Here is a 21629-nt window from a genome sequence, read left to right on the forward strand (position 1 = left end):
AGAAGAATCCCATGCGTGCACTTAAGATAATCCTTGCGTCCATCCTGCTTTTGGCCCTGGCGGTGTCCCCGTCCCTGGCCCAGAAGAGCAAGAAGAAGGTCCTGTACCTCAACTCGTACCATCACGGATACCGCTGGTCCGACGCCATCCGGGAGGGCATCACCTCGGTGCTGGACACCAGCGAGATGACCATCGAGCTCCAGACCGAGTACATGGACGCCAAGAAGTACAACTACGAATACATCACCGACAAGCTGCGGACCCTGTACCGGGATAAGTTCCTGGGCGAGAAGTTCGACGTCATCATCGTTTCGGACAATGACGCCTTCAATTTTATCCGCCAGATGCGCGATGAACTTTTTCGGGGCGTTCCTGTGGTCTTCTGCGGGGTCAACGAGTTCGCCGGTCCCCTGGAGCCGGGCATCACCGGTCTGGTGGAATCTCCTCCCCTGGTGGAGACCCTGGATGTGGCCCTGAAGCTGCTCCCGAACAAGAAGCGCGTGGTGGTGGTCAGCGACGAATCCACTGCCGGGCGCAGCATCCGGCGGCAGGTGGAGGCCATTGAGCCCGTGTTTCGGGGGCGGCTCGCCTTTGATTACTGGACCGGGCTGAGCCTGGGCCGGATCCTGACCAAGGTGCGCGACCTGCCCGAGGACACCTTTCTCTTTTTCGTGCCCATGTACCAGAACGTGGACGGCCGGTTCTACACGGCCGAGGAGGTCATGGCCGAAATCTACAAGTACAGCAACGTGCCGCTGTTCAGTTCCTGGGAATTTCTGCTGGGGCAGGGCAGCGTGGGCGGCAAGCTTATCTCCGGGGTGGAGCACGGTCGGGAGGCCGCGCGTATGGCCCTGGACATCCTGCGCGGAGCCGACGTCAACGCCATGCCCGTGGTGGACAGCACGGAGGGCTCCTACTGGTTCGATTACGACGTGCTGCGGCGGCTGGATATTTCCGAGGCGCGCCTGCCCGGCGGCAGCCGGCTCATCCATGCGCCCAAGGCCTTTTACGAGCTGCCCAAGGAATTGTTCTGGACCATCATCTGCAGCCTGGGGCTGCTGCTGATCAGCACGGTTTTTCTCGTCTCCAACATTCACGAGCGCAAGCGGGTCGAGAAGAAGATCATGGACCAGCTCTCCTTTCTGGAGATCCTCATGGACACCATCCCCCAGTTGGTGTGCTGGAAGGACGAGCGGCAGCGCTATCTGGGTGCCAACAGGGCCTTCACCGATTTCTTTGGCCTGGAAAAGCCCAGCAGCATCGTTTCCAAGAGCGACCTGGTCCTGCTGGACCACACCCGCGAATACGCGGAATGGGCCAACTCCCTGGACCGCGAGGTCTTCCGGACCAAGAAGCCGGTCCGCAAGGCCCGCACCAAGGTCGAGGACCGCTTCGGCAACACGGTCTGGCTGGAGATCACCAAGGTGCCGCTGTTCGACCGGCTCGGCGACGTGGTCGGCACCCTGAGCACGGCCGAGAACATCACCAAGGAACGCAGCCTGGAAAAGCAGCTCATCCAGTCCCAGAAGATGGAGGCCATCGGCACCCTGGCCGGCGGCATCGCCCATGACTTCAACAATATCCTGACCTCCATCATCAACTCCACCGAGCTGGCCATCGGCGACGTCGATCCCGAATCCGTGACCCACAAGGACATGGAGCGCGTGCTCAAGGCCGCGCAGCGCGGGGGCAACGTGGTCAAGCAGATCCTGGCCTTCAGCCGTCCCTCCCAGGAAGGGTTCAAGCCCACGGATCTGGGCGATCTGCTCTACGAGGTGCTCGGCCTGGTCAAGGCCTCCCTGCCGCGCAACATTCAGATCAAGACCGACGTCCAGCCCGGCCTGGGCATGGTCAACGCCGACCCCACCCAGCTGCACCAGGTGGTGCTCAACCTGTGCACCAACACCTTCCAGTCCCTGCGCAAGTCCGGGGGCGTGCTGGAGGTGCAGCTGAGCGAGGTGGAGATGGGTCTGGAGGAGGCGCGCATCCGGAACCTGCGGCCGGACACCTACCTGAAGATGTGCATCAGCGACGACGGGCCGGGCATTCCCGCGGAAATCATCGACAAGATCTTCGACCCGTTCTTCACCACCAAGGACAAGACCGAAGGCACGGGGCTGGGCCTGGCCGTTGTCCACGGCATCGTCAAGGGCCACAACGGCTCCATCGTGGTCAGCAGCACGCCTTGGGAGCGCACCTCCTTCGAGATATACCTGCCCAAGAACGAGGCCCTGGACGAATCCGGGGCCATCCCGCTGCACAAGCTGGCCCCGGGCATGGGGCGCATCCTGTTCGTGGAGGACGACGAGGACCAGCTGCACACCACGCCGCGCATTCTGGAGAGCCTGGGGTACGACGTGGTCGCCACCAGCGATCCCATGGAGGTGGTGGGCATGGTGGCCCGCGATCCGTATATCTTCGACTTGGTCATCACCGACTTCGACATGCCCGACACCAACGGGGTGGAGTTGGCCCTGAGCCTGCAGGAAAACGCGCCGCATCTTCCGGTCATGCTGGTTTCCGGCCGGGAGGACGCCGCCACCGCCGCCTCGCGTTTGAAAAATATCAAGCGGGTTGTTATCAAGCCCTACAACAAGAACATCATCGCCGAAGCCATTGAAGCCGTGCTCGGCAATTAACGGAGTTTTGAATTGTCCAAGGTTCTGATCATCGATGACGATCCGCAGGTATGCGAGACCATTGAAAGCCTGGTGACCCGCCAGTCCCACGAGGCCGTTTCGGCCCAGACTCTGACGCGGGGGCTGGAAAAGCTGAACGAGGGCGGGGTGGACGTGGTCTTCCTGGACGTGCGTCTGCCCGACGGCAACGGCATGGACATCCTGCCCGACATCGCCGGGCGCACCGACGCGCCCGAGGTGATCATCCTCACGGGCAAGGGCGACCCGGACGGGGCCGAGCTGGCCATCCAGCAGGGCGTCTGGGACTACCTGCTCAAGCCGTCCTCGGTGCGCGAGATCACCCTGACCCTGGGCCGGGCCCTCAAGTACCGCGACCAGAAATTCGGCCAGGCCGCCCGGGATGCCCTGAACCTGGACAAGGTGGTGGGGGAGAGCGCGGCCATGAAGGCAGTGTTCCGGCTCATGGCCCAGGCCGCCGGTTCGGACACCAACGTGCTCATTTCCGGGGAAACCGGCACGGGCAAGGAACTCATGGCCCGGACCATCCACAGGAACAGCGCGCGCGCCGAAGAGGAATTCGTGGTCGTGGACTGTGCGTCCCTTACGGAATCCCTGGTGGAATCCACGCTGTTCGGCCACAAGAAGGGCTCCTTCACCGGCGCGCAGTCCGACCAGATCGGGCTGGTCAAGCTGGCGGACAAGGGCACCCTGTTTCTGGACGAGGTGGGCGAAATGCCTCTTTCCCTGCAGAAGTCGTTCTTGCGCGTGCTGCAGGAGCGCACCTTCCGGCCGGTGGGCGATTCCAAGGAGCAGACCAGCAATTTCCGGCTCATTTCCGCCACCAACCGCAATCTGGACGCCATGGTGGAAAAGGGCGAATTCCGCAGCGACCTGCTGTTCAGGCTCAAGACCTTTTCCATGCACCTGCCTCCGCTGCGGCAGCGCCTGGAAGACCTGCGCACCCTGAACCTTTTTCAGGTCTCCAAGCTGTGCCGCAAGTACGGAATTCCGGAAAAGGGGTTCGGCTCGGATTTTCTTTCCACACTGGAGAGCTATGACTGGCCGGGCAACGTGCGCGAGCTGTTCAATATCCTGGAGCGTGCCGTGGTGGCCGCAGGTGAGGAAAAAACCCTGTATTCCATGCACTTGCCCCGCGACCTGCGCATCAAGGTGGCCCGCGAGCAGGTCCGCAAGATCACCGGTTCGGACGTGGAGGCCACCGGCGAGGACATGCCGATTGCCGAGGGGGCCCGCAGAATAGGGCAGGAGATCTTCAGCGAGATCTTCGACCACCAGCTTCCGGCCCTGCGCGAGTTCAAGTCCATGGCCGAAAAGGCCTACCTCAGCGAGCTCATCCGCCAGTGCGGAAGCGATACCGCCGAGGTTCTCAAGGTCTCGGGTCTGTCCCGTTCCCATTTTTACGCCCTGCTCAAGAAGTACAGCATTTCCATGTAGAGCATTTCCATGTAGATCATTCCTCGATCCGTTCGAAAAACGGTCCCGTGCATTTCAGATGCGTGGGGCCGTTTTTTTGCTGTTTTGTCACCAGAAAAATTTGTGTCTGATTTTTCAGACTTATTTTTAATTAATAAAATCAGCATATTATCTTCACATACTTTTGTGACTGATTGTCTGTCCGTTTTCCTGTCACCCATTCTTCATCCTTCTGTCTGTTTTTTCGGACAATTCTCCTGTTTCGCATGGTCGCATCCAACGGCTGTTTTAATGGTATGACATTGTATTAATTGACTTTATGTCGAATATTGCACCTTGGCATGTTTCTTGTTCTAGCGGGGCCAGCGTTAACGAATCCAGCGCAATATATATGTATCGAGTTCAACCGAAAGGCTTCGACGGGAGCCTTGTCCAAGGAGAAAAGAATGGCGAAAAAGATGAAAACCATGGACGGTAACACCGCTGCCGCTCACGTGGCGTACGCCCTGAGCGAATGTGCGGCGATCTATCCGATCACCCCGTCCTCCAACATGGGTGAAGTGGCCGACGACTGGGCCGCAGCAGGCCGCAAGAACATCTTCGGCCAGACCGTCAAGGTCCGCCAGCTGCAGTCCGAAGCCGGCGCAGCAGGCGCCGTGCACGGTTCCCTGGCTGCCGGTGCCCTGACCACCACCTTCACCGCCTCTCAGGGCCTGCTGCTGATGATCCCCAACATGTACAAGATCTCCGGGGAACTGCTGCCCGGCGTCTTCCATGTTTCCGCCCGCGCCATTGCCGCGCACGCGCTGTCCATCTTCGGCGACCACCAGGACGTCATGGCTTGCCGCCAGACCGGTTTCGCCATGCTGGCCTCCGCCTCCGTTCAGGAAGTCATGGACCTCTCCCTGGTGGCTCACCTGTCCACCATCGAGTCCAGCGTTCCCTTCCTGCACTTCTTCGACGGCTTCCGTACCTCCCACGAGATCCAGAAGATCGAAACCATCGACTACGACGACATGAAGCCGCTGGTGAACATGGAAAAGGTGGAAGCCTTCCGCGGACGCGCCATGAACCCCGAGCACCCGCACATTCGCGGTACCGCCCAGAACCCGGACATCTACTTCCAGGGCCGCGAAGCCGCCAACCCGTACTATGACGGTCTGGCCGAAATCGTGATCAAGGAAATGGAAAAGGTGAGCAAGCTTACCGGCCGTTCCTACAAGCCGTTCGACTACGTGGGCGCACCCGACGCTGACCGCGTCATCGTGGCCATGGGTTCCGGCTGCGAAGCCATCGAGGAAGTGGTCAACCACATGGTTGCCGCAGGCGAAAAGGTCGGCCTGGTCAAGGTCCGCCTGTACCGTCCGTTCTCCATCGAACATTTCCTGAGCGTCCTGCCCGAGTCCGTCGCCCGCATCTGCGTGCTGGACCGCACCAAGGAACCCGGTTCCCTGGGCGACCCCCTGTACCAGGACATCTGCACCATCTACGCCGAGCGCGGCAACGCCCCGGAAGTCATTCCCGGACGTTACGGCCTGGGCTCCAAGGAATTCACCCCGGCCATGGTCAAGGCCGTTTACGACAACATGGCCGAAAGCGCTCCCAAGAAGCACTTCGTGGTCGGCATCGAGGACGACGTGACCAACTCCTCCCTGGCCGTGCCCGAAACCCTGGACACCACCCCCAAGGGCACCGTCCAGTGCAAGTTCTGGGGCCTGGGCTCCGACGGCACCGTGGGCGCGAACAAGCAGGCCATCAAGATCATCGGCGACAACACCGACATGTACGCCCAGGGTTACTTTGCCTACGACTCCAAGAAGTCCGGCGGCATCACCGTTTCCCACCTGCGCTTCGGTAATTCCCCGATCCAGTCCACCTACCTGGTCACCGCAGCCGACTACATCGCCTGCCACAAGGCCAGCTACGTGGATCAGTACGACGTGCTGGACGGCATCAAGGACGGCGGCGTGTTCGTGCTGAACACCGATTGGTCCGCCGACGACATGGAAGCCAAACTTCCCGCCGCCATGAAGCGCACCATCGCCGAGAAGAACCTCAAGTTCTACACTGTGGACGCCGTGAAGATCGCCGGCGAAGTCGGCCTCGGCAACCGCATCAACATGGTCATGCAGACCGCCTTCTTCAAGCTGGCCGACGTCATCCCGTTCGACCAGGCCGTTTCCCTGCTCAAGGATTCCATCCAGAAGGCATACGGCAAGAAGGGCGAGCACATCGTCAAGATGAACGTGGACGCCGTTGACAAGGCCACCGACGCACTGGTGGAAATCAAGGTCCCGGCCTCCTGGAAGGACGCCAAGGACGCCGACAAGGCTGCCTGCAACGATCCGGCCTTCATCAAGGACGTGGTTCGTCCCATCCTGGCCCAGAAGGGCGACAACCTGCCCGTGTCCGCCTTCACTGCGGACGGCGTGTTCCCGGTTGCCACCGCCAAGTTCGAAAAGCGCGGCGTTGCCATCCTGGTTCCCGAATGGATCGCCGACAACTGCATCCAGTGCAACCAGTGCGCCTTCATCTGCCCGCACAGCGCCATGCGCCCGGTGCTGGTCAATGATGACGAACTCAAGAACGCACCGGCTGCCTTCGGTACCCTGGAAGCCAAGGGCAAGCAGCTCGCCGGCCTCAAGTACCGCATGCAGATCAATACCATGGACTGCCTGGGCTGCGGCAACTGCGCAGACATCTGCCCGGCCAAGGAAAAGGCCCTGGTCATGAAGCCGCTGGGCACCCAGACCGAAGCCGAGGTCCCGAACTTCGACTTCAGCGAGACCGTCTCCTATAAGGACGACCTGATGCCGCGCACCACCGTGAAGGGCTCCCAGTTCCAGCAGTCCCTCATGGAATTCTCCGGCGCCTGCGCAGGCTGCGGTGAAACCCCGTACGTCAAGGTGCTTACCCAGCTCTTCGGCGAACGCATGATCATCGCCAACGCCACGGGTTGTTCCTCCATCTGGGGCGCTTCCGCTCCCACCACGCCGTACTGCGTGAACAAGGACGGCCACGGCCCGAGCTGGGGCAACTCCCTGTTCGAGGACGCCGCCGAATTCGGTTACGGCATGGGCATGGCTGTGGAACAGCGCCGCGAACTGCTGGCCGAGAAAATGGACGCGGCCCTGGCCGCAGGCGTTTCCGCCGACATGGAAGCTGCCATGAAGTCCTGGCTGGAAGCCCGCAACGACGCTGAAGCCTCCCGCGCCGCCGGCGACACCCTCAAGGGTCTGCTGTCCGGCGAAAAGGACGGCGTGCTGGGCGAAATCGCCTCCATGTCCGACCTGTTCACCAAGAAGTCCATGTGGATCTTCGGTGGTGACGGCTGGGCTTACGACATCGGCTTCGGCGGTGTGGACCACGTGCTCGCATCCGGCGAAGACATCAATATCCTGATCATGGACACCGAGGTGTACTCCAACACCGGCGGCCAGTCCTCCAAGGCTACACCCCTGGGCTCCATCGCCAAGTTCGCCGCCGCAGGCAAGCGCACCGGCAAGAAGGACCTGGGCCTCATGGCCATGAGCTACGGCTACGTCTACGTGGCCTCCGTCGCCATGGGCGCGGACAAGGCCCAGACCATCAAGGCCTTCCAGGAAGCCGAAGCCTACCCCGGACCGTCCGTGGTCATCTGCTACGCCCCCTGCATCAACCAGGGTATCCGCAAGGGTATGGGCAAGACCCAGGAAGAGCAGAAGCTGGCCGTCAAGTCCGGCTACTGGCCGCTGTACCGGTTCAACCCGCAGCTGGCCGACGAAGGCAAGAACCCGTTCGTTCTGGAATCCAAGGATCCGGACGGCACCATGCAGGAGTTCATGTCCGGCGAAAACCGCTTCGCTCTGCTCGAGCGCATGAACCCCGAGGCCTCCAAGGCCCTGCGTTCCCAGATCGAAAAGGACTACTCCAAGCGCTTCGAGACCCTGAAGCACCTGGCTGCTGCTGACTACTTCGGCAACGAGGAAGCCGAATAAACATAAAAAATAATCCATGACACCGCCGGGCCGGGGTAGATTTGCGGTCTCCCCGGCCCAAAGGCGGTGATGGAATATATCAGGCAAAGGTGACGTAGGTTTTATTTCAACATTTTGAGGAGGAGTGTCGAATGTCAATCGAGATTCTCGCGTTAGTCGCACTGGTGCCCATCCTGGTCGCCCTGGTGCTCATGGTGGGCATGCGTTGGCCCGCCACCAAGGCCATGCCCGTTGCATGGCTCACCGCAGCCATCGGAGCAGTGGCTGTGTGGCAGTTGCCCGTCATGTACGTTGCAGCACTGACCCTGCAGGGGTTTGTCACTGCCATCGGTATTCTGATCATCGTCTTTGGTGCGATCCTGATTCTACGCACCCTGCAACATTCCGGCGGCATGGAAACCATCCAGTACGGAATGCAGAACATCTCGGCCGACCGCCGCATCCAGGCCATCATCATCGGTTACATGTTCGCGGCCTTCATCGAAGGCGCAGCGGGTTTCGGCACTCCGGCAGCCCTGGCTGCTCCGCTGTTGCTTTCCCTGGGCTTCCCGCCCCTGGCCGCGGCCATCATCTGCCTGGTCTTCAACTCCTTCCCGGTCACCTTCGGTGCGGTGGGTACTCCGGTCATTCTCGGCCTGAAGTACCTGGCCCCGGGCGTTGAGGCCGCCGTCAATTCCGGCGCTCCCGTGAACTTCGCCAACATGGGCGAGTTCAACGCCATCATCGGCCAGTGGGCGACCCTCATGCACCTGGGCATGATCTTCATCCTGCCCGTGTTCATGCTCGGCTTCATCACCCGTTTCTTCAGCCCTGACAAGAGCTGGAAGCCCGGCCTGGCTGCATGGAAGTTCTGCCTCTTCGCCGCCGTGTCCTTCACGGTTCCCTACATGTTCTTTGCCTGGAACGTCGGTCCCGAGTTCCCGTCCCTCATCGGCGGTCTCGTAGGTCTCGGCATCATCATCGTCGGCGCCAAGGCCGGTTTCTGCGTTCCCAAGGACGTCTGGACCTTCGGCGACGAAAAGAAGTGGGACCCCGAATGGACCGGCGCTGTTTCCTGTGAAAGCTGCAACAGCTTCAAGCCGCACATGAGCCAGTTCCGCGCCTGGCTGCCGTACATTCTCATCGGCCTCATCCTGGTCGTCACCCGTATCCCCGAACTGGGTCTCAAGGGCTTCCTTGCCGCGCAGGCTCTCAAGTTCAACAGCATCTTGGGCTTTGACAGCGTCAACGCTTCCATCGCCTACCTGTACCTGCCCGGCACCATTCCCTTCACCCTGGTGGCGCTGCTGACCGTGCTCATCCACGGCATGCCCGCCAGCAAGGTCAAGGCTTCCTGGGCGCAGGCCATCGCCACCATGAAGAACCCCACCATCGCCCTGTTTGCGGCAGTGGCCCTGGTGTCCATCTTCCGTGGCTCCGGCATCGCCGACGTGGCCCTGAACCCCAACTCCTATCCGTCCATGCCGCTGTCCATGGCCAAGGCCGTTGCCGCCATCACCGGTAACGCCTGGCCCATGTTCGCCTCCTTCGTGGGCGGTCTGGGTGCGTTCATCACCGGTTCCAACACCGTTTCCGACCTTCTGTTCGCTGAATTCCAGTGGGGCGTCGCAGCCCAGCTGGATCTGCCGCGCCAGATCATCGTGGCCGCTCAGGCCGTCGGCGGCGGCATGGGCAACATGATCTGCATCCACAACATCGTGGCCGCGTGCGCCGTGGTCGGCCTCTCCGGCATGGAAGGCCAGATCTTGAAGCGCACCGTGTGGCCGTTCCTGCTGTACGGCACCGTGGTGGGCATCGTCGCATGCCTGCTGAGCTTCGTGTTCGTACCGGGCCTGTTCTAAATGATATGAACGCGGGGGAGCCCTGTGCTCCCCCGCCCTTGGCAGGGACTGGAAGGGAATAAACAATCAAGTCTTGGGTGAGGAAGCCGGGACAACAGATATTTCGGGGGAGTACAATGAGTAATACTGCTCTTATCAAGGAATTTGAAGCCATCGTCGGCGCCGACAACGTCATGACCAGCGAGACGGACCGTCACACCTATTCGTACGACGCGGCCGTGCTGGATTCGGTCATGCCCGCCCTGGTGGTTCGTCCCACCAACAGCGAACAGCTGGGCAAGGCCGTCAAGCTTTGCAACGACAACGGACTGCCGCTCACCGTGCGCGGCGCGGGCACCAACCTGTCCGGCGGCACCATCCCGCACCCGGGCGGGGTAGTGGTCCTGACCAACGGCCTGAACAGGATTCTGGAACTCAACGAAGAGGACATGTACGCCGTGGTCGAGCCCGGCGTGGTCACCGCCCAGTTCGCGGCCGAAGCCGCCAAGCGCGGCCTGTTTTATCCGCCGGATCCGGGTTCCCAGACCGTGTCCACCATCGGCGGCAACGTTGCCGAGAACGCCGGCGGCCTGCGCGGCCTCAAGTACGGCGTGACCAAGGACTACGTCATGGGCGTGGACTTCTGGGACGTCAACGGCGAACTGATCCATTCCGGCTCCCGCACGGTCAAGTGTGTCACCGGCTATAACCTGGCAGGTCTCATGGTGGCTTCCGAAGGCACCCTGGGCGTCTTCGACAAGATCATTCTCAAGCTCATCCCGCCCGTGAAGGCCGCCAAGTCCATGATGGCCATCTTCCCGTCCATGAAGGCCGCCTCCGAGACCGTGGCAGCCATCATTGCCAACAAGATAGTTCCGGCCACCCTGGAACTCATGGACAACTTCACCATCCGCACCGTGGAAAACTTCCGCAAGGCGGGCCTGCCCACCGAGGCCGCGGCGCTGCTGCTTATCGAGGTGGACGGACATCCCGCACAGGTGGAAGAGGACGCCATCAAGGTGGAGGACATCTGCAAGCAGAACAAGGCCAGCGAGGTCAAGGTCGCCAACGACGCCGCCGAGCGCGACGCCGTGTGGCAGGCACGCCGCGACGCGCTGCCCGCCCTGGCCAAGCTCAAGCCCACCTGCGTGCTGGAAGACGCCACCGTGCCCCGTTCCAAGATCCCGGCCATGATCGAGGCCCTGGAAGAGGTCAGCAAGAAGTACAACCTGACCATCGGCACCTTCGGCCACGCCGGGGACGGCAACCTGCATCCCACCATCCTCACCGACAAGCGTGACAAGAAGGAGTGGGAACGCGTGGAAGAGGCCGTGGACATGATTTTCGAGCGTGCCCTTGCCCTCGGCGGAACCCTTTCCGGCGAGCACGGCATCGGTCTGGCCAAGTCCAAGTTCATGATCAACGAAACCAGCGCCGGCACCCTGGCATACGCCCGCCGCATGAAGTCCGTGCTCGACCCCAAGGGCATCCTCAACCCCGGCAAGATTATAGGCTAGGGAAGGAGAGCAGATATGGCTGACATCAATAAACTCGCGCAAATGCTCAAGGAGCTGGACGACCAGCTGGTGAACTGCATGCGCTGCGGCATGTGCCAGGCCGTGTGCCCGCTCTTTGCCCGCACCGGCAAGGAATCCGATGTGACCCGCGGCAAGCTGGCCCTGCTGGACGGCCTTGCCTCCGAGATGCTCAAGGATCCCGAGGGCGTCAACGAGAAGCTCAACCGCTGCCTGCTGTGCGGCACCTGCCAGGCCAACTGTCCCAGTGGCGTGAAGGTCATGGACATCTTCCTCAAGGCCCGCGCCATCATGACCGGCTACTTCGGCCTTTCCCCGGTGAAGAAAGCCATCTTCCGGGGCATGCTGGCCAATCCCAAGCTGTTCAACAAGCTGCTGGACTTCGGTTCCAAGTTCCAGGGCCTGTTCACCAAGAAGGTGGACGACATGCTCGGGTCCTCCTGCGCACGTTTCCAGGCCCCGGTCATCGGCGACAGGCACTTCAAGGCCCTTGCCGGCAAGCCGCTGCACAAGACCCTGCCGGAGCTGAACTCCAGCGCGGGGAAGAGCGGCATCAAGGTGGCCTTCTTCGTGGGCTGCGTGGTGGACAAGATCTTCCCCAACGTGGGGGAAGCCACCCTGGATGTGCTCAAGCACCACGGGGTGGGCGTGTTCATGCCCGCCAACCAGGCCTGCTGCGGCATCCCCGCCATTTCCAGCGGCGATACCAAGACCTTTGACAATCTCGTGGACCAGAATCTTGCCCTGTTCGAAAAGGGCGAGTTTGATTACCTCATCACCTCCTGCGCCTCCTGCACCTCCACCATCAAGGAGCTATGGCCGCATATGTACCAGGGTGATTCCGCCAAGCGCATGAAGCTGCGCGAACTCGCGGACAAGACCATGGATATCAGCCAGTTCCTCGTGGACGTGCTCGGCGTGAAGGCGGGTGAGCCCGGCGGCGAGAGCGTGACCTATCACGATCCCTGCCACCTCAAGAATTCGCTGGGCATCACGTCCCAGCCCAGAACCCTCATCAAGGCCAGCTCCGGCTATGATCTCAAGGAAATGGCGGAAGCGGGCACCTGTTGCGGCTGCGGCGGCAGCTTCAACATTGCCCACTACGAGCTGTCCAAGCAGATCGGCGAGCGCAAGGCAGGCAACATCGTGGATTCCGGTGCCCATATAGTGGCCACCAGCTGTCCCGCCTGCATGCTCCAGATCACGGACATGCTCTCTCAGAAGAAGGCCGGAGTAAAAGTGAAACACGTCATCGAGTTGTACGCGGAAGGCCTCCGCTAGCCCCCGGTACACCCTGACGAACTGCAACGGAAAGGCAATGTCCAAGAACCTCTACATCACGGCGACCGAAGAGCGCAGCGGCAAGTCCGCCATCGTGCTCGGCGTCATGCAGATGCTCCTGCGTGACGTGCGCAAGGTGGCTTTCTTCCGGCCCATCATCAACGAGCCGGGCGAAGGAAAGCGCGATCACGACATCAATCTGATCCTCACGGAATACCAGCTGGACATTCCGTACGAGGACACCTACGCCTACACGCTCAAGGAAGCGCGCGAGCTGATCAATTCCGGCCAGCACGCCACGCTGCTCGAGAACATCCTCGAGAAGTACAAGCAGCTGGAAGCCCGGTACGACTTCGTGCTCTGCGAAGGCACGGACTTCCAGGGCAAGGATTCCGCTTTCGAGTTCGACCTCAACGCGGATATCGCCGCCAACCTGGGCGCGCCCGCCCTGGTGGTCGCATCCGGCCGCAAGAAGCAGGCCGAGGAGATCTCCAGCCTGGCGCAACTGACCGTCGACACCCTGGAAGACAAGGGCGTGGACGTGGTTGCCGCCATCGTTAACCGCGTGTCCGTGGACAACACCGGGGACATCGTCTCCAACATCCGTTGCAAGGCCCGCTGCAATGAGCCGCTGCTCGTCTATGCCGTGCCCGAGGACGAAAGCCTCGGCAACCCGAGCATGGAAGACGTGAGCCGCTGGCTCGAAGGGACCGTCCTCTACGGCCATGGCCGCCAGGACACCCTCGTGGACAACTACATCATTGCCGCCATGCAGATCGGTAACTTCCTCGAGTATATCGACGACGGCAGTCTGATCATAACCCCCGGCGACCGTTCGGACATTGTGCTGGCCTCCCTGGCCTCCCGCCTGTCCAGCTCGTATCCGAACATCGCCGGTGTCATCCTCACCGGTGGAATACAGCCCTCACCCAGCGTCCACCGTTTGATCGAGGGCTGGACCGGCGTACCAGTCCCCATCGTTGCCGTGGAAGGGCACACCTATCAGGTGACCCAGAAGCTCAACGAACTTTACGGCCGGATCCAGCCCGAGGATCAGAAGAAGATCGCCTCCGCCCTCGGCCACTTCGAGACCAACGTGAACGTGGCCGAACTGCGCGAGCGGGTGGTGGAGCGCAAGTCTTCCAGGATCACCCCCAAGATGTTCGAATACAGCCTGGTGGAAACGGCCGCCGCCAACAGGCAGCGCATTGTCCTGCCCGAAGGCACCGGCGAACGCATCCTGCGCGCCACGGACATTCTGCTGCGCCGCGGCGTGGCCGACATCACCCTGCTGGGCCCGGTGGACGAGATCCTGAACAAGGCCAACGGCCTCGGTCTGGATATCGCGGGCGCACAGATCATCAACCCGGTGGAGTCCGAGCTCTTCTGCGACTACGCGGGCACCTACATGGAGCTGCGCAAGCACAAGGGCGTCACCGAGGACACCGCCAAGGACCGCATGTCCGACCCGACCTACTTCGGGACCATGATGGTTCACAAGGGCGCGGCTGACGGCATGGTTTCCGGTTCCGTGAACACCACGGCCCACACCATCCGCCCGTCCTTCGAGATCATCAAGACCAAGCCGGGCGCGTCCATTGTTTCTTCCGTGTTCCTCATGTGCCTCAAGGACAGGGTGCTGGTTTTCGGCGACTGCGCCGTGAACCCCAACCCCAAGGCCGAACATCTGGCCGAGATTGCCCTGTCCTCCGCGGATACCGCCCGCATCTTCGGTGTGGAGCCGCGTGTGGCCATGCTCAGCTACTCCACGGGCGCCTCCGGCTCCGGAGCGGACGTGGAAAAGATCATCGAAGCCACTGCCAAGGCCAAGGAATTGGCTGCCGAACGCTGGCCCGAGCTGCCCATCGCAGGCCCGCTCCAGTACGACGCGGCCATCGACCCGAGCGTGGCGGCCACGAAAATGCCCGACGACCCTGTAGCTGGCAAGGCGACCGTTTTCGTCTTCCCGGATCTCAACGCAGGGAACAACACATACAAGGCGGTACAGAGAGCGGCTCAGGCCGTAGCCATCGGCCCGGTCTTGCAAGGACTGAATAAGCCGGTTAATGACCTTTCCCGAGGTTGTACTGTACCTGACATCGTCAACACCGTGGCCATTACCGCAATACAGGCCCAAGCTGAAAAGGAACAAGGTTAATGAAAGTACTCGTACTCAACGCTGGGAGTTCCTCCCTCAAGTACCAGCTCATCGACATGGAAAACGAGTCCGTGCTCTGCTCGGGTCTCGTGGAACGTATCGGGCTGGAAATGGGAGCGATCTCCTACAAAAGGCTTCCGGATACCGATTCCGAGAAGAAGACTTCGCTGGAAATGGCGATCCCCACCCACAACGTGGGACTGCGCAAGGTCATTGAACTGATCACCGAAGGGGAAACCGCAGTGGTCGAGGACATGGCTGAAATCAAGGCCGTGGGTCACCGCGTGGTGCACGGCGGCGAATACTTCAGCGCCCCCACCGTGGTGGACGACAAGGTCCTGGAAGCCATCGAAGCCTGCATCCCGCTGGCTCCGCTGCACAACCCGGCCAACCTGGACGGCATCAAGACCGGCATGGAACTCTTCCCCGGCGTGCCCCAGGTGGCGGTTTTCGACACCGCCTTCCACCAGACCATCCCGGCCCAGGCGTACATGTATGCGCTGCCGTACGAGCTCTACGAAGAGCTCAAGATCCGTCGTTACGGATTCCACGGCACCTCCCACAAGTACGTTGCCGGCGAAATGGCGGCTCTCATGGGCAAGGACCTGGCCGAGTGCAACATCATTACCGTGCACCTTGGCAACGGCAGCTCCATGACCGCCGTTGAAAAGGGCAAGAGCGTGGATACCACCATGGGCATGACCCCGCTGGAAGGCCTGATCATGGGCACTCGTTCCGGCGACGTGGATCCGGCCGTCTGCGACTTCCTGGCCCGCAACAAGGGCATGAGCGTGTCCGAAATCGACACCCTGCTCAACAAGAAGTCCGGCCTGGAAGGCCTGTGCGGCATGTCCGACATGCGCGACATCCATGCAGCCGTGGACAAGGGCGATGAACGCGCCAAGCTTGCTGTGGAGGCACTGACCTACCGCAACCGCAAGTACATCGGTTCCTACATGGCCGTTCTCGGCGATGTGGATGCCATCGTGTTCACCGCCGGTATCGGCGAAAACGACGACATCGTCCGCCTGGAAAGCCTCAAGGGGCTGGAAAAGCTGGGCGTGGTCATCGACGAAGCGGCCAATGCCGGCCGCGCGGGTGAACCCAAGAAGATCAGCGCCGCGGACAGCCCGGTGCAGGTCTGGGTTATCCCGACCAACGAGGAACTTGCCATCGCTCGCGAGGCCAAGAACATCCTCGGGTAAACTTACGGACTCCCGGTCGGCATTGTGCCGGCCGGGAGCCTTTGCATAAGCAACCTTGTAAGACGTAGGTCCCCGTTTGCGGAACCGGCTTTGCGGGTCGGTGGGGGAGAGAGGAACAATGACAGTACAACAAAGAATCGACCTTTTCACGGAAAAGGCCACGGCAGTGTCGGCTGTGGTTGTGGAAGTGGCAAAGCCTGCGGACGCCCTCGACTATGTCGTGGACCTTTGCGGCAAGAAGGAAGCCTGCCAGCTTCTGGCCTCCGGATGTGAAGCACCCCTTTCGGACAAGGCCGAGAAGCTTTGCGAAGCCAAGCGGGATAAGGTGATCGCCGCCCCCGGCTTGGATCCCGAACTTTTCAAACAGCTCAAGACCCGTTGCGACGAGCTGGGCTTTAAGCTCATCGATTCCGGCATGAGAAATCATCTCGCCGGCATTGATATCGGGTTCACGGAAGTGCAGCACGGCATCGCCGAAACCGGTACGCTGGTCCAGGAGTCCAGCAGTGAGGAACTCCGTCTGGCCACCATGGTCAGCGAGATCCACGTGGCGCTCCTGCCCAAGTCCCGCATCGTCGATGACTCCTATGATCTGGAGGAATACCTGCTGGGCGCCATGAAGAACGCACCCAACTATCATGCCTTCATCACCGGGGCGAGCCGCACCGCCGACATTGAGCGCGTGCTGGCCCTGGGCGTTCATGGCCCCCTTGAACTGCACATTCTGCTTCTGGAGGACTAGCCATGCAGACAGCAAAAGATCTCAAGCAATACCGTGAAGAGCTGCACGAGTCCCTGGACAACGAATTCCTGCGGACCATTCTGGACAATTTCGCCGTGGCCTACCGGGCCGGGCGCGCCAACGCCTTCAAGGGCATGGACGTCAAGGGTCTCATCAGCGAAGTGGCCGCCTGCAAGGACGAGGCGACGCTGCATCATGCGGAACTCTACGCCCAGTTCAAGGAAAACGCGGAAAAGGCCGGTGTGAAGGTTCACTGGGCCAAGGACGCCGAAGAGGCCAACCGCATCATCTGCGACATCGCCCGCGCCAACGACTGCAAGAGCGTGGTCAAGTCCAAGTCCATGACAGCCGAGGAAACGCTCCTCAACCACGCCCTGGAGGACGAAAACTTCGAGGTGATCGAAACCGACCTGGGCGAATGGATCATCCAGCTCCGGCATGAAGGCCCCAGCCACATGGTTATGCCCGCCATCCACCTTTCCCGCTTCCAGGTCAAGGATCTGTTCTCCGAAGTTACCGGCAAGGAACAGGAAACCGACATCGACAAGCTGGTCAAGGTGGCCCGCCGCGAACTGCGTCAGAAGTACGTGAACGCGGACATGGGCATCTCCGGCGCCAACTTCGCCGTGGCCGAGACCGGCGGCATCGGACTGGTGACCAACGAGGGCAACGCCCGTCTGGTCACGACCCTGCCCAAGGTGCACGTGGCCCTCATGGGTATCGACAAGCTGGTTCCCAAGCTGCACGACGCGCTGCGCATCCTCAAGGTGCTGCCGCGCAACGCCACGGGCCAGGCCATCACCTCCTACGTGACCTGGATCACCGGCTCCAATGAATGTGCCGTGGGCCCGGACGGCAAGAAGGAAATCCATTTCGTGCTGCTGGACAACGGCCGCAGCGAACTTTTCAAGGATCCGCTGTTCTCCCAGGTCAACCGTTGCGTGCGCTGCGGCGCCTGCGCCAACGTCTGCCCGGTCTACCGCCTGGTGGGCGGCCACAAGATGGGCCACATCTACATCGGCGCCATCGGCCTGATCCTGACCTACTTCTTCCACGGCAAGGACAAGGCCAAGAACCTGGTGCAGAACTGCATCAACTGCGAGGCCTGCAAGGACATCTGCGCCGGCGGCATCGACCTGCCCAGGCTCATCAAGGAGATTCACTCCCGCATTCAGGACGAGGAGGGCCATCCCCTGCCGAGCCTGCTGCTGGGCAAGGTGCTCAAGAACCGCAAGCTGTTCCACACGCTGCTGCGCACCGCCAAGTGGGCCCAGAAGCCCATGAAGGAGAGCGACCAGTTCATCCGCCATCTGCCCATGATGTTCAGCCAGCACGACTTCAAGGCCCTGCCCACCATCGCCGATACTCCGTTCCGCGACATGTGGAAGGACATCAAGCCCGAGGTCAAGGCTCCCAAGCACCGGGTGGCCCTGTTCTCCGGTTGTGTGCAGGACTTCGTGTATCCCGAGCAGATGAAGGCCTGTGTCCAGCTTCTGGGCGACGCCCAGGTGGACATGGACTTCCCCATGGATCAGTCCTGCTGCGGCCTGCCCGTGCAGATGATGGGCGAGATGAAGGCCGCACGCGACGTGGCCGAGCAGAACCTGCGCGCCTTCCAGCACGGCAATTACGATTACATCATCACCTTGTGCGCCTCCTGCGCCTCGCACCTGAAGCACAACTATCCCAAGCTGGTGAAGGGCAACCCTCGTCTGGAATCCCTGGCCATGGAGTTCAGCAACAAGGTCATCGACTTCAGCTCCTTTGCCAACGACGTGCTGGGCCTGGATGCGGAAGGTTTCCGCAAGACCGGCGAAAAGGCCACCTATCACGCTCCGTGCCACCTTTGCCGAGGTCTGGACGTGCATGAGGCCCCGCACAAGCTCATCGAGGCGGCAGGTCTGGAATACGTGGAATGCGATGAGGAAGAGGTCTGCTGCGGATTCGGCGGCACCTTCTCCATGAAGTTCCCGGAACTCTCCAGCGAGCTGCTGAACAAGAAACTCAACAATGTGGAAGCCACCGGAGCCAAGACCCTGCTCACGGACTGCCCGGGCTGCATCATGCAGCTGCGCGGCGGCCTGAAGCGTCGGGGATCGGATATCCAGGTGAAGCACATTGCCGAGGCTCTGGCTGCAAACAAGAAATAGAGCCCGTCGACAATAGCGCATGGGGCCCGGCCGGTTGGACCGCAATCCCTCGAAGCAACGCCACGCTTCCTCCGTTTCCGGACCCTTGTGAAGACCCCCCGCCCTCGGGCGGGGGTCGTAAAAAAGCGCTTTCCCCGGGAAGGGACGGGGGGGCAAAATAGAAGAATTTCATTTGCCGGAAGGGGAGCCCGGCAGGGGGAACGGTTCTTTGAAAACCATGGGGGGATTCCGTGAAGGATTGTGAAAAAAATGTCGGACGGACCACGGCCGTGAAAATGGCCGTCGTCTATTTCGGCATAATCATACTTTTTTCAATTTTTTTGGGGGGCAACCTTGCCCTTAAGGGGATGGATCCGTGGACGCTCTTTGTAAGTCTGCATGTGGGTTCGCTTTTCGCCGGCGGCGTCATGTTTTTCATGGCCCGGAAAGGGGTGGAAGGTCCCGCGAAACGGCTCAATGAGTATGTTGACAAGATCGCATCCGGCGATTACAGCGCCCTGCTTGAGCAAAATTTCACATGCGAATTCAAGGCCCTGAACGAGTCCATCCAGGGCATGGTCGGGCAGCTCAAGGAGAAGCTCGGATTTTCGCAGGGGATTCTGGAAGGCCTGCCCATCGCCATGTGCGTCGTGGACCCGAACCAGCGCATCACGTTCCTGAACCAGGAATGCATGGACATGATGGAATCCTCGGTCCGGCCCGAGGAATACTACGGAAGGAATCTGTCGCAGATCTTTTACAAGGACGACAGGGACGCGCTTATCCTGCACTGCATGCGGGAGAATGAGAAGATCCACAACCGTGAGGCGGTCTTTACCACGGACAGGGGGCGGGACATCAATGTGCTGGCCAACCTGTCCCCGCTGCACGACCTGGACGGCAGGCTCATCGGCGGGTTCTGCATGTATCTGGACATGACCGAGCTCAAGGAGCGCGAGGCCCAGATCGTGGAGCAGAACAATTGCATTTCCGCTGCCGCGGACGAAGCCTCCGGCATTTCGGACAGCCTTGCCGCCGCGGCCGAACAGCTCAGCCGGTCGGTGTTGGCCGCCCGGGACGGGGCCGCGACCCAGCGCGACAGGACCACCGAGACCGCCACGGCCATGGAAGAGATGAACGCCACGGTCTACGAGGTTGCGCAGCATGCCGTTTCCGCGGCGGAAACGGCCGAGCAGACCAAGGAGGAGGCCCAGGAAGGCTCCCGGGTTGTTTCCGAGGTCATCGAGGCCATTACCGAGGTGGAGGCCGATGCCGAAACCCTGAAGCGTTCCATGGAACAGCTCGGCATCCAGGCCGAGGAAATAGGCAAGGTCCTCACGGTTATCGAGGATATTGCCGACCAGACGAATCTTTTGGCCCTGAACGCAGCCATTGAGGCAGCCAGGGCGGGCGAAGCCGGACGCGGCTTTGCCGTGGTCGCCGACGAGGTGCGCAAGCTGGCCGAAAAGACCATGCAGGCCACCTCGGAAGTCGGGGCCGCTATCGCGAGCATACAGGCTGGCGCGACACAAAATGTTCGCGCCACGGAAAACGCCGTCCAGTCCGTCGAGAGGAGTACCGGACTGGCCCGCCGTTCCGGAGAGGCGCTGGAGCGGATCGTTTCCGAAGCCGATGCCACCGCGGACCGCGTGCGCAGCATTGCCGCCGCCGCGGAACAGCAGTCGGCCGCCAGCGAGCAGATCAATCAGGCGACGCTGGAAGTGAGCCGCATATCCCAGGAAACGGACGAGGAGATGCACAGCGCCTCGTCCGCAGTCGAAGAGCTTGCCAATCTGGCGGAAAGCCTGGTGAAGCTCATCGGCGGCATGAAGGAACAGGCCTCGGAAAACGAGGACCAAGGAGAAACAAAATGACCAAGAAGCATATTCGGCCCTGTCCCCTGATGAACGGGGATCCCTGCTGCCTGAACGTGGAGCAGGTGGACGGCATCGAGGTGGGCGGCTCTTGCGGCGCCTGCGGCAACCCCATCAATGTGGAATACAGCAAGGGCGGCCACGTGCGCAGCCGCGCCAAGGCCAAGGCCCGCTGTCCGCTGCTTCCGAGCTAGGTTGCACCGGATGGCCCTGTCTACGGATAAAATCGGTGAGGCCCGCGCCCTCCCTTGTGCTTGCAGAGCGATGGACATGGTGTCCATTCGGCGGGCCTCGCCGTTTTTCGAATCGGTTTTGTTGTTAGGTCGGTTTTAGAGCGTTTATTTTTTGTTTCGAAAGGGTGACGAACCCTTTTTGAAGCATTATGGTAATAATGGGAGGCAAAGTGTCGGTCGTGGACCGGATTTTGCTTGGAACCCCAAGCCTGGGAACGGGAAAGGCAAGGTACACCATGGTCAAGCATATCGTAATGTGGAAACTGAAGGAAACTGCCGAGGGTTCAGACGCGGCCGCCAACGCCGCGAAAATGAAAACCATGCTCGAGGCTCTCAATGGGCGAATTGAGGGTCTTGAGCATCTGGAAGTGAGCGCACGCATTGTGGAAAGCGAACCCGAGTGTCACGTGGTTCTCTATTCCGAGCTTGCAAGCGAAGAGGCGCTCAGTGGATATCAGGTGCACCCGGAGCACCAGGCTTGCGTGGCCTTCATCAAGAAGGTCGTCAGCGAGCGCCGGGTCCTTGATTACACTATTTAGTCTGAGGAAGACTCGAGGAGCACGTCGGGTGGGGTCGGCCCACCAAGCCCTTATCCATGCCGG

Annotated in this window: 13 protein-coding genes; all 13 read left to right on the top strand. The window is 61.1% G+C overall.

The window, feature by feature from the left end; genetic code table 11:
- The first annotated feature begins 11 nt into the window (after window positions 1–11).
- Window positions 12–2639, top strand: coding sequence for a hybrid sensor histidine kinase/response regulator (locus tag FGL65_RS09295; RefSeq protein ID WP_147820938.1), 2628 nt, complete (start codon window positions 12–14; stop codon window positions 2637–2639).
- 12 nt (window positions 2640–2651) lie between these two features.
- Complete coding sequence (locus FGL65_RS09300; protein WP_147820939.1) at window positions 2652–4094, top strand: sigma-54-dependent transcriptional regulator; 1443 nt, start codon at window positions 2652–2654, stop codon at window positions 4092–4094.
- Between the two features lie 425 nt (window positions 4095–4519).
- Complete coding sequence (gene nifJ / locus FGL65_RS09305) at window positions 4520–8050, top strand: pyruvate:ferredoxin (flavodoxin) oxidoreductase (protein WP_147820940.1); 3531 nt, start codon at window positions 4520–4522, stop codon at window positions 8048–8050.
- Window positions 8051–8181: 131 nt separating this feature from the next.
- The gene (locus FGL65_RS09310) at window positions 8182–9891 is read left to right on the top strand and encodes an L-lactate permease (RefSeq protein WP_147820941.1); all 1710 of its coding nucleotides are present in this window, start codon (window positions 8182–8184) and stop codon (window positions 9889–9891) included.
- A gap of 116 nt (window positions 9892–10007) precedes the next feature.
- Window positions 10008–11387, top strand: a complete 1380-nt coding sequence (locus FGL65_RS09315; protein WP_147820942.1) for an FAD-binding oxidoreductase — start codon at window positions 10008–10010, stop codon at window positions 11385–11387.
- A gap of 15 nt (window positions 11388–11402) precedes the next feature.
- Entirely contained in the window at window positions 11403–12686 is a 1284-nt protein-coding gene (locus FGL65_RS09320; protein ID WP_147820943.1) for a (Fe-S)-binding protein, read from the top strand.
- A 37-nt stretch (window positions 12687–12723) separates the two neighbouring features.
- Window positions 12724–14844 (top strand): phosphate acetyltransferase, encoded by a 2121-nt coding sequence (pta, locus tag FGL65_RS09325; protein WP_147820944.1) that lies wholly within the window; start codon window positions 12724–12726, stop codon window positions 14842–14844.
- Entirely contained in the window at window positions 14844–16049 is a 1206-nt protein-coding gene (locus tag FGL65_RS09330; protein ID WP_147820945.1) for an acetate kinase, read from the top strand. The genes pta and FGL65_RS09330 overlap by 1 nt, the downstream gene beginning before the upstream one ends.
- Before the next feature lie 118 nt (window positions 16050–16167).
- Complete coding sequence (locus tag FGL65_RS09335) at window positions 16168–16791, top strand: LutC/YkgG family protein (RefSeq protein WP_147820946.1); 624 nt, start codon at window positions 16168–16170, stop codon at window positions 16789–16791.
- 2 nt (window positions 16792–16793) lie between these two features.
- Window positions 16794–18941, top strand: coding sequence for an L-lactate dehydrogenase (quinone) large subunit LdhH (gene ldhH / locus FGL65_RS09340; RefSeq protein ID WP_147820947.1), 2148 nt, complete (start codon window positions 16794–16796; stop codon window positions 18939–18941).
- Window positions 18942–19348: 407 nt separating this feature from the next.
- Window positions 19349–20794, top strand: a complete 1446-nt coding sequence (locus FGL65_RS09345) for a methyl-accepting chemotaxis protein (RefSeq protein ID WP_250645446.1) — start codon at window positions 19349–19351, stop codon at window positions 20792–20794.
- Window positions 20791–20988 carry a hypothetical protein gene (locus FGL65_RS09350; protein WP_147820948.1) on the top strand — a complete coding sequence of 66 codons (198 nt, stop codon included), beginning with the start codon at window positions 20791–20793 and terminating at the stop codon, window positions 20986–20988. Before FGL65_RS09345 ends, FGL65_RS09350 begins: the two co-directional genes overlap by 4 nt.
- A gap of 209 nt (window positions 20989–21197) precedes the next feature.
- On the top strand, window positions 21198–21566 hold the full coding sequence (locus FGL65_RS09355) for a Dabb family protein (RefSeq protein WP_431830882.1): 369 nt from the start codon (window positions 21198–21200) through the stop codon (window positions 21564–21566).
- The last annotated feature ends 63 nt before the right edge of the window (window positions 21567–21629 follow it).

The sequence above is a fragment of the Salidesulfovibrio onnuriiensis genome, from assembly GCF_008001235.1.
GTDB classification, from domain to species: Bacteria; Desulfobacterota; Desulfovibrionia; order Desulfovibrionales; family Desulfovibrionaceae; genus Pseudodesulfovibrio; species Pseudodesulfovibrio onnuriiensis.